The organism is Mesorhizobium ciceri biovar biserrulae (assembly GCF_001618845.1).
Taxonomy (GTDB): Bacteria; Pseudomonadota; Alphaproteobacteria; order Rhizobiales; family Rhizobiaceae; genus Mesorhizobium; species Mesorhizobium ciceri.
In genome coordinates, this window is the sequence record NZ_CP015064.1 from 837,493 (window position 1) to 852,164 (window position 14,672).

Below are 14,672 nucleotides of genomic sequence, written 5' to 3' on the forward strand. Positions count from 1 at the left end.
ATGTCGGGACCGCAAGTCGCCATCGACCTTGGCCGCATCGAGCGCAACGCGCGCACCATCGTCGAGCGCTGCGCGCTGTCGGGCATAAAAGTGTTCGGCGTCACCAAGGGCACTTGCGGCATGCCGCAAGTGGCACGCGCCATGCTGCGCGGCGGCGTCGCCGGCATCGCCGAATCGCGTTTCGAGAACATCCGCCGGCTGCGCGACAGCGGCATCAACGCACCGATCATGCTGCTGCGCAGCCCGCCGATGGCGCGGGTCGAGGAGGTGGTGCGCACCGTCGACATCAGCCTGCAATCGGAACTCGCCACCATCCGCGAAATTTCGCGCATCGCCGAGCGCATGGGCCGCGTCCACGACATCATGCTGATGATCGATCTCGGCGATCTCCGCGAAGGCATCTGGCCGAACGACCTGATCCCCACGGTTGAGCAGATCCTGCAGTTCAAGGGCGTGCGCATCGCCGGCATCGGCACCAATCTCGGCTGCTTCGGCGCCATCATGCCGACGCCGGAAAACCTTGGGCAGCTCGTCGCCCATGCCTACAAGACCGAGCGCCTGTCCGGCAAAAGCCTCGACGTGATTTCCGGCGGCGCCTCGTCGTCGCTGCCGCTGCTGCTCGAAGGCAGGCTTCCGGCCGGCATCAACAATCTGCGCGTCGGCGAGGCGATCCTGCAAGGTGGCGTCGAGACCTTCCGCGATGTGCCATGGGCCGAGCTTGAGCCCGATGCCTGCCGGCTGACCAGCGACATCATCGAGGTCAAGCTCAAGCCGTCACGGCCGATCGGCCAATCGGGCTACGACGCCTTCGGCAACCAGCCGGTCTTCCCCGACGAGGGCGACAGGCTGCGCGCCATCGCCAATATCGGCCGCGAGGACGTGCTGGTCGAGGGGCTGACGCCGATCGCCAGGGGGATCCGGGTGCTGGGCGCCTCCAGCGACCATCTGCTTTTGGATGTCGCCGATGCCGACCCGCCGCTGGCCGTCGGCGACCGCGTCGCCTTCCGCATGAGCTATGGCGCCATGCTTTTGGCGATGACCTCGGAATATGTCGAGAAGGCCCCGATGCACGATGTCGAGGATTTTTCCGGCCGCAAGATGGTGCAGATCACGGCCGGGCCGGGGGCTGCCGGCATCCTGGCCCGGGAAGGCACCGGCGCGCGGCTGGAGGCGATGAATTTCGACGTCGTCGAATTGGCCGATATCGAGCGGCCGCCATCGGGACTGGTCCGGCTGACCGCCGGCGCCGATCGTCGCGTCGCGCACAAGGCGCTGACCGCGACGGCGCGAGCGACGCATTCCTTCGGCCTGATCTGGATCGATTCCATCGCCGCCCTGATGCCCGAGGACGAGGACGGCATCGACCTGCCGGAAGGTTCGGTCCTGGCGCGCACCCTCGGCCTCGACCACAAGGCGGGCGCGCTGCAGCCGCAGCTGTCGCCGGAGAATGTCGTCATCGTCGGCCTGCGCCACGCCGATCCGGCCGAGGCGCGGGTGCTGAAGGATTCGCGCGTCTCCGCCTTCACCATGACCGACATCGACGCCATGGGCATGCGCGACCTGATGCATGAAGCGATCCGTATCGCCACATCAGGCACGCAAGGCTTTCATGTCAGCTATTCGCCGACCGCGACCGAATTCGCCGGCTGGGCTGCGGGCTCCGGTGGGCTGACCGTGCGCGAAACACATCAGGCGATGGAGGCGATCGCGCTCTCCGGCGGCTTGCTGTCGATGGATGTGTCGGGCCTGACCGCGGATCTGGAGCCGCGGATCGGCACCGATGCGGTCAACTTCGTCATGTCTGCCTTCGGCAAACGGATTCTCTGATCAGCCCTGCACTTCCACTGCCGCCCGCCATGCGCTGACATAGTCGACCCAGGCTGGGTCTATAGGCCGTTCTATTCTTTCGCCCTTGCCTTGCGTCGCCGGCCGATCGCATGCCAGCAGCGCCGCGCCGATGCTGGTGCCGGTGGCGGCCTCCGACGCAACAACGGCGCGCGCCGTGGCTGCCGCCAGCATGCCGACAAAGAGCCGGTTGCGGGCAAAGGGGCCTTCGACCGTGGTCGGGCCGTCGGCACCGATCAAGTCGAGGCAGGTCGCCGTCATCAGGGCCAGATAGAATGAGATGGCGGCAAAGCGCTGGCCTTTGTTGATGCCGTCGGCGTCGAGCCATGCCGCGGCATGGTGCGGGAACGGCCCCGAACCTTGCTGGGTCGACGGCAGCAGCAGCATCTTTCGCGCCAGCACGGCGCCGACATCATCCTCGGTCCACGGCTCCGGCTGATCCTTTGTCAGCACCGAAAACTCGCGGCCGCCCATGAAGCGCGCCGAGGGAACGGGATCACCGAGCGCGTTGACATTGACCAGCGTGTCGCGCGCGGCATCCAGCGCAATCTGTTTGCCGCCGACCGCCATCGATACCACCCAGGTGCCGGTCGAGACGACGGAGAAAGGCGGCTTGTCGGAGAGAAGATGCGGCAGCAGCGAGGCGTTGGAATCATGCAGGCCGCAGAACACCGGCGTGTGCGGATCCAGTCCGGTTCGCACAGCAACGGTGGGCAGGATCGGGCCGAGGCGATCGCTGGCCGGCCGCACCGACGCCATCAGCGCGCGCCAACCCAGCCTGTCGACCAGCGACGAAAAATCCGATTTCCACGGGTTCCACAGATCGGTGTGGCAGCCGAGCGAGGTCACCTCGTTGGCGGCGATGCCGGTCAGCCGCAAGGCCCAGTATTGCGGATACATCAGCACGGCGGCGGCTTTTGCGAATTCGGCCGGGAAGCCTTTCTGCTGCCAGAAGAATTGCGCGCCGAGATTGAGGCCGAGCGGCAGGCGCGGCGTGCCGGTCTCGGCGAAGGGCGGGCGAACAACGTCATAGTCCGCCGCCAGCCTGTCGGGGCCGTCGAACTCATAGTCGAGCACAGGCAGCACCAGTTCGCCCGCGGCATCGACCAGCACGCCGGTCGCGCCATGGGTGGTGATCGAGATGGCGTCGATGCGCTGTTCGCGGTTGAGGCCGGCAAGGCTGTCGAGGATGAACGCCCACAGCGCTTCGACATCGTGGTGCGGATAGGGCGCCTGGCGCACCGGCGCATTGGCCACGCGGCGCAGTGCCACCTCGCTCAATGTGGCAAGATCGACCAGCGCCACCTTGGCGTTCGTCTTGCCGATGTCGATGACGGCGATGTGGCGCATCGCACTCATGCCATATGGAACACGGTTTCCAGCGGCACCGCAACCGGTTCGTTGTCCGGCTTGGTCTCCATGAGGTCGGCCATATCAGCCCACCAGCGCTGCATCACCGGATGCCCGGGCAAATCGTCCATGCCGTGGTCGTCACGCCGCCACAGCACGCCGAACAGGATGTTGGTCTCCTCATCGAGGTGAATCGAATAGTCGCAGACGCCGGCCTGCTTCAGAAGCGCGACCAGCGACGGCCAGATTTCGTCGTGGCGCTTCTGGTACTCGGCCTTCATGCCGGGCTTGAGCTTCATCTTGAACGCGTATTTCTCAGGCATCAGCGTCCCCCGCGCAGCCGCCGCCAGACGATCGGCAGCGCGATGACGATGATCAGCAGCAGGCCGATGAAGATCGACATGACGATGCCGGGCACGTTGAGCAGGCCGAGCCCGAAGGTCACCAGTCCCATGATGAAGGCGGCGAGCACGACGCCCAGGATGCTGCCGGCGCCGCCCAGGATGCTGACGCCGCCCAGAACCACCATGGTGATGACTTCGAGCTCGTAGCCCTGCGCAATCGATGGCCTTGTCGAGCCGAGCCGCGAAGTGATCAGCACCGAGGCGATGCCCGCCATCAGTCCGGTCAGGCAGAACAGGGTGAATTTGATGCGGCCGACGCGCACGCCGGAAAACTGCGCCGCGACCGGGTTGTTGCCGATCGCAAAGACGCGGCGGCCGAAGCTCGTGCGATGCAGCAGGAACCAGTAGATGACGGCGGCGATGAGGAAGAGCACCAGTTCGAACGACACCACCCACCAGACATAGCCCTGGCCGAAGAAGGCAAAACTCTCGGGATAGCCCTTGTAGGCCTGGTCGCCGAGGATGATGAAGGCGATGCCGCGAAACAGGCTCATCGTGCCGATGGTGACCACGATCGAGGGCAGGCCGAGCCTTGTCACCAGCAGCCCGTTGAAGGCGCCGCAGCCGAGCCCGACGACGATGCCGATCAGCACCAGCACCGGCGTGCCGGCACCGGCCTGCACCGCCATGCCTATCATGGTCGAGGCCAGCGCGATGATGGCGGCCACCGACAGGTCGATCTCGCCTGAAATGATCAGCAGCGCCATGGCAAAGGCGATCAGGCCCTTCTCGGTGAAGTTAAAGGTCAGGTCCGACAGCGAATAGGGGTCGAGGAAGTAGGGCGAGGCGAAGCTGTTGATGGCGAAGATGGCGACCGCCACCACGATCAGCAGCGCCTCCCATGAAAAGATCGCCGAACGCAGCGGCTTGTCGAGCCGGTCGGGAATGTGGCGCGGGGCAGGGATGTCGGTCATGCCGCCTCCGCCTTTCTCAGGATGATGCGGCCCTGTTGGCGTTCGCCGCGCGCGTTGAGCACGACAGCCAGGATGATGGCGCTGCCCGAGATCGCCATCTGCCAGAAGGGCGAGATGTTGATGACCGGCAGAGCGTTGGAGATGATGCCGAGGAACAACGCGCCGAGCACCGCCCCACCGACCGAGCCGATGCCGCCGGCGATCGAAATGCCGCCGATGACGCAGGCGGCGATGATGTTGAGCTCATAGCCGTTGGCGACCTCGACCGAGGCGATCACATAGCGCGAGATCCAGAGATAACCGGATAGCCCGCCGACCATGCCGGAGATGCAGAAGACGATGAATTTCGTCCGGCCGACATCGATGCCGGCATAGACCGACGCCGTCGGATTGACGCCGATGGCGTAGATCGAGCGGCCGAGCGCGGTGCGTGTCATCACAACGAAGAACAGCGCGATGACCAGGATGGCGATCCAGGACAGCACGGGAATGCCGAGGAAGGCCGCTCGCTGGAAACCAATGAACTCGGGGCTCATCTTGTCGGCATTGACCCAGGCGCCGCCGGACAGGACGAACGTGGCGCCGCGATAGATGGTCAGCGTGCCCAGGGTCACCACGATCGAGGGGATGTTCAGCCGCCACACCAGCAGACCGTTGATGGCGCCAAGCACCAGCCCGACGGCCAGCGCGATGACGATCAGCAGCGGGATCGGGATCGCCGGATGCGCGGCGTTGAGCATCGCCACCACCATGCCGGTGAAGCAGAGATTGGACGCCATCGACAGGTCGATCGACCGGGTCAGGATGACCACCATCTGGCCAAGCGCCAGGATCATCAGGATCGAGGTGTCGTTGAACACCTGGCGCAGATTGGCCGGATCGGCGAAGGCCGGAAAACGCGTCGAGATCAGCCCGATCAAGACGATGATGGCAGCAGCCAGCCAGATTTCGCGGTATTTGAGGAAAGCCTTCATGCCGCGATCCCTGCTGCCGTCCGAACCAGCGTCTCGGCGTCCAGCTCCTTGTTGTCGTAGACCGCCGCGACAAGCCCCTCGCGCATGACCACGACACGGTCGGACATGCCGAGGATTTCGGGCAGCTCGGACGACACCATGATCACCGACAGGCCTTGCGCCACCAACTCGGCCATGAAGCCGTGCACGGCGGCCTTCGAGCCGATGTCGATGCCCTTGGTCGGCTCGTCCAGGATGATCACCTTGGGCGACGTCGCCAGCCATTTGGCGATGACGATCTTCTGCTGGTTGCCGCCCGACAGTGTGCCGACATCCTGGCTGAGCGAAGAGGCCCTGAGGTCGAGTCGCTCGGTGTAGGAGCGGGCCAGATCGAACTCCTCCGACAGCCGCAGCAGGCCGGACTTCGACGTGCGCTTGAGCGAAGGCAGCGAGACGTTCTGGAAGATCGGCAGGCCGATCACCACGCCTTGCTTGCCGCGTTCTTCCGGTACGTAGACGATGCCGGCATCGATCGAATCCGCAGCCGATTTCGGCGCGATCGTCTTGCCTTCCAGCGTGATCGTGCCGGCTGAGGTGCGGGTGATGCCCGATATCGCCTGCATCACCTCGCTGCGGCCGGCGCCGACAAGGCCGTAAAAGCCGAGGATCTCGCCCTTGTGCAGTTCGAAGCCGATGTCGTTGAATTCGGTCGGATGCGACAGGCCGGAAACGGAGAGCACCGGCGCGCCTATCTCGGCCTTGCGCTGCGGGAAGATGTGATCGACCGCGCGGCCGACCATCAGGCGCACGATCTGGCTCTGGCCGGCATCCTTGATCAGGCCTTCGCCGACCATCTCGCCATCGCGGAACACCGTGTAGCGGTCGGCGATACGGTAGATCTCGTCGAACTTGTGGCTGATGAACAGGATCGCCTTTCCGTCGCTCTTGAGGAACTCGATCAGCAAAAAGAGCTCCTCGATCTCCTTCATGGAAAGCGCGGCGGTCGGCTCGTCCATGATGACGATCTGCGCGTCGATCGACATGGCGCGCGCAACGGCGACCAGATGCTTGTTGGCGATGCCGAGGTCCTTCAGGCGCGCATCGGCGTCGATGTGGCCGGCATGCATGGTGTCAAGCACTTCGCGCGCGTTCTTGCGCATCGTGCGCCAGTCGATGGTGCGCAATCGCGTGCGCGGCGCATGGCCGAGAAAGATGTTTTCTGCGACCGACAAATCGTCGAACAGCACGGTTTCCTGGTGGATGGCGGTGACGCCATGGCCGAAGGCGGCATGCGCGCTGGGCAGGGTGACGGCGTGGCCGTCTATGCTGATCGTGCCCCCGTCGGGCTGGTAGATGCCGGTCATGATCTTGACCAGCGTCGACTTGCCGGCGCCGTTCTCGCCGATCAGCGCCGTCACCTGGCCCGGATAGAGCGACAGGCTGACATTGTGCAACGCGCGCACGCCGGGAAAGCTCTTGGAGATGCCGGACAGCGTCAAGCGTGGAGCCGGGGCCGGAGGCCGCTCCTTCACCGCGCCGTGTTGGGCTGTCGTGTCCATAGTCGTATCAAGCCCTGAAACAAGGTTCGTTTAAAGCCGCGGCGGGACGTGAGCCCCGCCGCGTCAGCTCTAGAGAACTCCAGATCAATAGATCTTGGAGAATTTTTCGATGTTCGACTTGTCGAACTGGAAGGGCGGAGCCATTGCAGCCGAGTTGGTGTCGTCGAGCGTGACCTTGCCGACGCGGCCGATCGACAGCGTGGCGCCGGGCTTTGCCTCTTCCTTCTTCACCGCCAGATCATGGGCGAGGTAGACGGCCGAGTAGCCGAGGTCGATCGGGTTCCACAGCGCAACCGCCTGGCTGGAACCGTTGTCGATGAATTTCTTGAACTCGGACGGCAGTGCGAGACCGGTGACATTGACCTTGCCGATCAGGTTCTCGTCGGTGACGACCTGGGCGGCGGCAACGACGCCGACGGTGGTCGGCGCGATGATCGCCTTCAGGTTCGGATAGGACTTCAACAGGCCCTTGGCTTCGTCGGTGCTCTTGGCCGAATCGTCATCGCCGTAGACGGTGGCGACGAGTTTGATCTTGGGGAACTTCTCCGGCAGGATCTTCTTGGCCGCGTCGATCCAGGCGTTCTGGTTGGTCGCGGTCGAGGAGGCCGACAGGATGGCGACCTCGCCGCCTTCCGGCAGGTGGTCGGCGGCGAGCTTGATGATGGTCTCGCCGATCAGGCCGGTGTCGGACGGGTTGAGGTGAAGCTGGCGACCTTCCTTGGCGACGCCCGAATCCCACGAGATGACGGTGATGCCGCGTTCCATGGCCTTCTTCAGCACCGGCACCAGAGCGTCGGCGTCATTGGCCGAAATGGCGATGGCGTTGACCTTCTGCGCGATCAGCGAATTGACCACTTCGATCTGCGCTTCGGCGGTCGCCTTGGTCGGGCCGGTGTAGATGATGTCGACATCGCCGAGTTCCTTGGCCGCCTCTTCGGCGCCCTTGTTGGCGGCATCGAAGAAGCCGTTGCCGAGCGACTTCACCACCAGCGCGATCTTGACGTTTTCGGCATAGGCGGCATTCACGAACATGGCGGCTGAGAATGCAGCCGTCACCATCAATTTCTTCAAGAAGCTCATCGAATTTCCTCCCTTGAGCGTTGCATTCCATCGCCGCTGCGAGCGCGAGTTGGCCTCAGGCCTGCAGTGAAGATTCTTCCTTGTTGGTTGCGGATGTGCGGGCGACGATCAGCGTCACGCCGGCGGTCTCCAGCATCTTGGCTTCACGATCGTCGATGCCGTCATCGGTGATGACGGTGGCGATGCGCGACAGGCCGCACAGGATGAGGCTGGAGCGTTTGCGGAATTTCGAGGAATCGACCAGCACCACCAACTCGTCGGCCTGGTCGATCAGTTTCTGCTCCGCCTGGATCAAGAGCGGATCGCCCTCCATCAGGCCGAGCGGCCCCAGACCCTGCGCACCCATGAACATGCGGCGCGCATAGAAATTGCGCGTCACGTCGTTGTCGAAGGGCGACAGGATGATGTTCTGCTCGCGATAAATGGTGCCGCCCGACAGCATCACCGTATTCTTGGAATGCTTGAGCAAATGCTCGGCGATGGGGAACGAATTGGTGAAGATCGGCATGCGGCGGCCGGTCAGGAAATGCACCATCTGGAAGGTGGTGGTGCCGCCATTGATGATGATCGGTTCGCCGTCGTTGCACAGCTCGACCGCTTCACGCGCAATCGCCCGCTTCTGCGAGGCGTTGATGGTTTCGTTGACGGAAAAGGGCCGGCCGGCCAGCCCGATGAACTGCGGCGGCGAGATTGCCTCGGCGCCGCCGCGCACGCGGCGCAGGCGCTTCTGGACGTGGAGAGCCGCGATATCGCGCCGGATCGTCGCCTCGGAGGACTCCGTCAGGTCGACCATCTCCTGCACCGTCACCACAGGCTTTTCCTGGACGGCGGACAGAATGATCCTGTGGCGCTCTTTTTCGTGCATGGTTCCTCCCTGCCCGGGCATCTAGGCACCCAAAACGCGCAGTGTCAATCATTTCCGATCATATAATTTCATTGTGCAGTGCAGTATGATCGATATTGATCGTTTGTGATTGACAAGCCGAGCGCTTCCGTGGAAATTCGGGGCCAAATGGCCGCGCCTTCTGCGTGCCTTCGGGAGGATTTCTTATGCTCGACAAGCGCACCGGCGCGCGCCTCGCCAATCTGTGGGACGAGGCCAAGGCTCACGCCATGAGCGGGCCGGAACTTCTGGTCTACCGTTCGAACACACTTGGTTCCGACAAGCGGGTCACCAACTATGGCGGCGGCAACACGTCGTCGAAGATCTGGCAGAAAGACCCGCTCACCGGCGAGGATGTCGAAGTGCTGTGGGTCAAGGGATCGGGCGGCGACAGCGCCTCGATCAAGCTGGACGGCTTTGCCACGCTCTACATGGACAAGCTGCGCGCGCTCAAAGGCCTCTATCGCGGCGTCGAGCACGAAGACGAGATGGTCGGCTTCCTGCCGCACTGCACCTTCAACCTCAATCCGCGTGCGGCTTCGATCGACACGCCGCTGCATGCCTACGTGCCGAAGCCCTTTGTCGACCACATGCATCCCGATGCCATCATCGCCATTGCCGCGGCGAAGGATTCGAAGGCGCTGACGAAAGAAATCTTCGGCGAGGCCATCGGCTGGCTGCCGTGGAAGCGCCCTGGCTTCGAACTTGGCCTGTGGCTGGAGAAATTCTGCCTCGAACACCCAGCCGCCAAGGGCGTCATCCTGGAAAGCCACGGCCTGTTCACCTGGGGCGACACCCCCAGGGAATGCTACGAGACGACGATCTCAGTGATCAACCAGGCGATCGAATGGTTCGAGCGCCGCTCCGAGGGTGTCGCTATCTTCGGCGGTGAAGCGGTCAAGTCGCTCGACGCCACTGAGCGCCGTGCCATCGCGGCCAAACTGATGCCGAGGATTCGCGGCCTGATCTCGGAAAGGAGCCACAAAACAGGCCATTTCGACGATTCCACTGCTGTGCTCGAATTCGTCAACTCCAGGGATCTGCGCCCGCTGGCGGCACTCGGCACCTCATGCCCCGACCATTTCCTGCGCACCAAGATCCGCCCGCTGGTCATCGAATTCGATCCGGCAAAGCCCGATGTCGATGCCGTCATCGCGCGTCTTGCCGACGACATCGCCGAATATCGCGTTGGCTACCAGGCCTATTACGACAGCTGCAAGCATCCGGACTCGCCCGCCATCCGCGATCCCAATGCCGTCGTCTACCTGATGCCCGGCGTCGGCATGTTCACCTTCGCCGGCGACAAGGCGACGGCGCGCATCTCGGGCGAATTCTATGTCAACGCCATCAACGTCATGCGCGGCGCCTCCACCGTGTCGTCTTATGTCGGCCTGCCTGCACAGGAAGCCTTCGACATCGAGTACTGGCTGCTCGAAGACCTGAAGCTGCAGCGTATGCCGAAGCCGAAGTCGCTTGCCGGCCAGATCGCCCTGGTCACGGGTGGCGCCGGCGGCATCGGCCGCGCCACGGCCAACCGCCTGCTGCGCGAAGGCGCCTGCGTGGTGCTGGCCGACATCGACGAGACAGCACTGGCCAGCGCCAATGACGAACTGGCGAAAGTCTACGGCAGGGACTTCGTGCGGCCGGTGCTGATCAATGTCACCTCGGAGGAGCAGGTCATTTCGGGCTTTGCCGAGACAGCGGTCGAGTTCGGCGGCATCGACATTCTGGTATCGAATGCAGGGCTGGCCTCCTCGGCGCCGATCGAGGAGACGACGCTGGCGCTGTGGAACAAGAACATGGACATCCTGTCGACCGGTTATTTCCTGGTCTCGCGGGAAGCGTTCCGGCTGTTCCGCGCGCAGAAGATTGGCGGCAACGTCGTCTTCGTCGCCTCCAAGAACGGCCTTGCCGCATCGCCGAACGCCGCCGCCTATTGCACCGCCAAGGCTGCCGAGATCCATCTCGCCCGCTGCCTGGCGCTGGAGGGCGCGGAGGCGCAGATCAGGGTCAATGTCGTCAACCCGGACGCGGTGCTGCGCGGCTCGAAGATCTGGACCGGCGAGTGGAAGGAACAGCGCGCCGCCGCCTACAAGATGTCGACCGACGATCTGGAGGAGCACTATCGCTCGCGTTCGATGCTGAAGCGCTCGGTCTTCCCGGAAGACATCGCAGAGGCGATCTATTTCCTGGCGTCCGACATGTCGGCCAAGTCGACCGGCAACATCATCAATGTCGACGCGGGCAACGCCCAGTCGTTCACGCGCTGAGCGGAGGGGACGATGGAACACATCATCTCCGCCGACCTCGTCGACAAGGACAACGCCGCGCGCAAGGCAAACCTCGAGCGCGACTACGCCTCGCTCGGCGAGCGGCTCGACCGTCGCGGCATCGCCATCGACGCTATCAGAGACAAGGTCGAGAAATTCGCGGTGGCGATCCCGTCCTGGGGCGTCGGCACCGGCGGCACGCGCTTTGCCCGCTTTCCCGGTGCCGGCGAGCCACGCGATATCTTCGACAAGATCGAGGATTGCGCCGTCATCCAGCAATTGACGCAGGCGACGCCGACCGTTTCCCTGCACATTCCGTGGGACAAGGCCGATCCGAACCGGCTGAAGCAAGCGGCCTCGCGCTTTGGCCTCGGCTTCGACGCCATGAACTCCAACACCTTTTCCGACGCCAAGGACCAGAAGCTCTCCTACAAATTCGGCTCGCTGTCGCATGCCGACGCCGGCACGCGCCGGCAAGCGGTCGAGCACAATCTCGAATGCATCGAGATCGGCAAGACGCTCGGCTCCAAGGCGCTGACGGTGTGGATCGGCGACGGTTCGAACTTTCCCGGCCAGGTCAATTTCGCCAAGGCATTCGAGCGCTATCTCGACGCCATGAAAGAGGTCTACGCCGGACTGCCCGCCGACTGGAAGCTGTTCAGCGAGCACAAGATGTACGAGCCGGCCTTCTATTCCACCGTCGTGCAGGACTGGGGCACCAACTACATGATCGCGCAGGAGCTGGGCGACAAGGCGTTCTGTCTCGTCGACCTCGGCCACCATGCCCCAAACGTCAACATCGAGATGATCGTGTCGCGGCTGATCCAGTTCAAAAAACTCGGCGGCTTCCACTTCAACGATTCGAAATATGGCGACGACGATCTCGATGCCGGTTCGATCGATCCTTACCGGCTGTTTCTCGTCTTCAACGAACTGGTCGACGCCGAACTTTCCGGCGCCGAGGGGTTCGACCCGGCCCACATGCTCGACCAGAGCCACAACGTCACCGATCCGATCGAAAGCCTGATGCTATCGGCGGTCGAGGTGCAGCGCGCCTATGCGCAGGCGCTGCTGGTCGACCGCAAGGCGTTGGAAGATTTTCAGGATAGCAATGACGCGCTGATGGCGACGCAGACGCTGAAAGCGGCCTACCGCACCGATGTCGAGCCGATCCTCGCCATGGCGCGGCTGAAGACCGGCGGCGCCATCGACCCGGTCGCCGCCTATCGAGCGGCGGGTTACCGCGCCAAGGTTGCAGCGGAACGCCCTGCAGTCGCTGGCGGTTCGGGCGGCATTGTCTGAGGCCGAGCCGGCCCCCTCATCCGGCCGCTTTGCGGCCACCGCCCTCCGGGCGTTCGTTGTTCGAAAAGCCAAGCAGTTGGCTTTTCGCCCGCTGCGCGGACCACGCCTCACCCCCGCAGGGAGAAGAGACTGGCGTCAGCGCTGACACCTCCTCTCCCCTCGGGGAGAGGTCGGATTGCCCCGAATTGCCCTTCGCAATTCGGTTGGCAATCCGGGTGAGGGGGCTCTTTCTCGTGCTCCCTTAATTGTTAGTGGACTCGATCCGTCCAACACGGTCTTCTAGGCATCCCCCCGCCCGGAGAACCGCCATGCCTCTCAACCGTCGGACACTGATCGCCGCCAGTCTTTCCATCACCTTTGTCCTGGCGCCGTTGACGAGTGTCTTCGCCGCCTCGCCGGCGCCGGCCAAGGGCGAGCACGGCATGGTGGTGACGGCCCAGCATCTGGCGTCCGAAGTCGGCATCGAGGTGTTGAAGAAGGGCGGCAATGCTGTCGACGCGGCGGTTGCCGTCGGCTATGCGCTCGCCGTCGTCTACCCCAATGCCGGCAATATCGGCGGCGGCGGCTTCATGACCATCCGCTTCAAGGACGGCAAATCGACCTTTCTCGATTTCCGCGAGCGGGCGCCGCTGGCGGCGACAAAAACCATGTATCTCGACAAGGACGGCAACCCGGTGAAGGGCGCCAGCCTCGACGGCTATCTCGCCGTCGGCGTACCGGGCTCTGTGGCTGGCTTCGAGATGGCCCGTGAAAAATACGGCAAATTGTCCCGCCAGGATCTGATGGCGCCGGCAATCGGCTACGCCAAGGACGGGTTCATCCTCAACCAGGGCGACGCTGCCTCGTTTGCCGGCAGTGCCGACAGGCTGGCGAAGGACCCCGCGGCCGCCGCCATATTCCTGAAACCCGACGGCAAGCCCTATGGCATCGGCGAGCGGCTGGTCCAGCCCGACCTCGCCGCCTCGCTCGCCGCCATTTCCGAAAAGGGTACGGATGCCTTCTATAAAGGCGCCATCGCTGACGCCATCATCAAGGCGAGCGGCGCCAAGGGCGGCATTCTCGCCAAGCCGGATTTCGAGCAATATGCGGTGCGTGAGCTCAAGCCCGTGACCTGTACCTATCGTGGCTACGAGATCACCTCTTCGCCGCCGCCCAGCTCCGGCGGCGTCATCATCTGTGAAATCCTCAACGTGCTGGAGGGCTATCCGCTGTCCTATCTCGGCGCAGGTTCCGCCGAGACGGTCCACGTCATGGTCGAGGCGATGCGCTACGCCTATGTCGACCGCAATTCAGCGCTCGGCGATCCCGATTTCGTCGACAACCCGGTCTCGAAACTGCTTGATAAGGCCTATGCCAAGGATATCCGCGACAAGATCGACCCGTTCCGGGCCGGCGTGTCGCAGGATCTGATGCCGAAGGGCTTTGGCGAGAGCAAGGAGACGACGCATTATTCGATCATCGACGATGCGGGCAATGCGGTCGCGGTCACCTACACGTTGAACGGTTCCTTTGGAGCCGGCGTCGTCGCCGACGGCACCGGCATCCTGCTCAACAACGAAATGGACGATTTCACCCAGAAACCCGGCGTGCCCAACCTCTATGGCCTGGTCCAGGGGGAGGCCAACGCCATCCAGCCGAAGAAGACGCCGCTGTCGTCGATGAGCCCGACCGTGGTCGCCAAGGACGGCAAGCCGTTCATGGTCATCGGCAGCCCCGGTGGTTCGCGCATCATCACCATCACGCTGGAAGCGATCGTCAATGTCATCGACCACGGCATGAACATCCAGGAGGCGATCGACGCGCCGCGCATCCACCATCAATGGCTGCCCGACAAGGTGTATGTCGAGCCGTTCGGCCTGTCGCCGGACACAGAAAAGCTGCTGGCCGGCATGGGATATCACCTCGATCTCGCCGACCAGACCTGGGGTCAGGCCGCCGGCATCCTGGTCGGCGGCAAGAGCCTGGCGGAAATCGAGAAAGGCGGCGGCGCGCGCTACAACGGCGCCATCGACAGCCGCGCGGCCTCTGGCGAGGCGCTCGGATACTGACAGCTCGGAGGAAAAGCTTGGAGCAGCGTGGCGATTCGGGTTGATCGCCCGCTGCTCAAGTGGA

General features: G+C 63.8%; 11 protein-coding genes. 4 read left to right on the forward strand and 7 right to left on the reverse strand.

Annotation, left to right across the window (positions count from 1 at the left end):
* Positions 1-1,827, forward strand: coding sequence for an alanine racemase (locus tag A4R29_RS03910; RefSeq protein ID WP_063171218.1), 1,827 nt, complete (start codon positions 1-3; stop codon positions 1,825-1,827).
* On the opposite strand, the gene A4R29_RS03915 is transcribed toward A4R29_RS03910, so the two are convergent.
* From A4R29_RS03915 to A4R29_RS03945, 7 genes are all read right to left on the reverse strand, one after another.
* Positions 1,828-3,204, reverse strand: a complete 1,377-nt coding sequence (locus tag A4R29_RS03915) for an FGGY-family carbohydrate kinase (protein WP_063171219.1) — start codon at positions 3,202-3,204, stop codon at positions 1,828-1,830. It abuts the gene before it with no gap.
* A complete protein-coding gene (gene rhaM, locus A4R29_RS03920) occupies positions 3,201-3,518 on the reverse strand; it encodes an L-rhamnose mutarotase (protein ID WP_013897237.1) in 318 nt (105 codons plus the stop codon). The genes A4R29_RS03915 and rhaM overlap by 4 nt, the downstream gene beginning before the upstream one ends.
* Positions 3,518-4,513, reverse strand: coding sequence for an ABC transporter permease (locus A4R29_RS03925; protein WP_063171220.1), 996 nt, complete (start codon positions 4,511-4,513; stop codon positions 3,518-3,520). Before A4R29_RS03925 ends, rhaM begins: the two co-directional genes overlap by 1 nt.
* Positions 4,510-5,487: an ABC transporter permease gene (locus tag A4R29_RS03930; protein ID WP_063171221.1), complete on the reverse strand. Its 978-nt coding sequence runs from the start codon at positions 5,485-5,487 to the stop codon at positions 4,510-4,512. Before A4R29_RS03930 ends, A4R29_RS03925 begins: the two co-directional genes overlap by 4 nt.
* Positions 5,484-7,025 carry a sugar ABC transporter ATP-binding protein gene (locus tag A4R29_RS03935; RefSeq protein WP_063171222.1) on the reverse strand — a complete coding sequence of 514 codons (1,542 nt, stop codon included), beginning with the start codon at positions 7,023-7,025 and terminating at the stop codon, positions 5,484-5,486. Before A4R29_RS03935 ends, A4R29_RS03930 begins: the two co-directional genes overlap by 4 nt.
* 84 nt (positions 7,026-7,109) lie before the next feature.
* A complete protein-coding gene (rhaS, locus tag A4R29_RS03940) occupies positions 7,110-8,105 on the reverse strand; it encodes a rhamnose ABC transporter substrate-binding protein (RefSeq protein WP_013533599.1) in 996 nt (331 codons plus the stop codon).
* Positions 8,106-8,160: 55 nt separating this feature from the next.
* Positions 8,161-8,970, reverse strand: coding sequence for a DeoR/GlpR family DNA-binding transcription regulator (locus A4R29_RS03945; RefSeq protein WP_063170034.1), 810 nt, complete (start codon positions 8,968-8,970; stop codon positions 8,161-8,163).
* A gap of 185 nt (positions 8,971-9,155) precedes the next feature.
* On the opposite strand from A4R29_RS03945, the gene A4R29_RS03950 reads away from it, so the two are divergent.
* From A4R29_RS03950 to ggt, 3 genes are all read left to right on the forward strand, one after another.
* A complete protein-coding gene (locus A4R29_RS03950; protein ID WP_027161700.1) occupies positions 9,156-11,258 on the forward strand; it encodes a bifunctional rhamnulose-1-phosphate aldolase/short-chain dehydrogenase in 2,103 nt (700 codons plus the stop codon).
* Between the two features lie 12 nt (positions 11,259-11,270).
* Positions 11,271-12,560: an L-rhamnose catabolism isomerase gene (gene rhaI / locus A4R29_RS03955; protein ID WP_063170035.1), complete on the forward strand. Its 1,290-nt coding sequence runs from the start codon at positions 11,271-11,273 to the stop codon at positions 12,558-12,560.
* Positions 12,561-12,868: 308 nt separating this feature from the next.
* Entirely contained in the window at positions 12,869-14,608 is a 1,740-nt protein-coding gene (gene ggt, locus A4R29_RS03960; protein WP_063171223.1) for a gamma-glutamyltransferase, read from the forward strand.
* Positions 14,609-14,672: the final 64 nt, after the last annotated feature.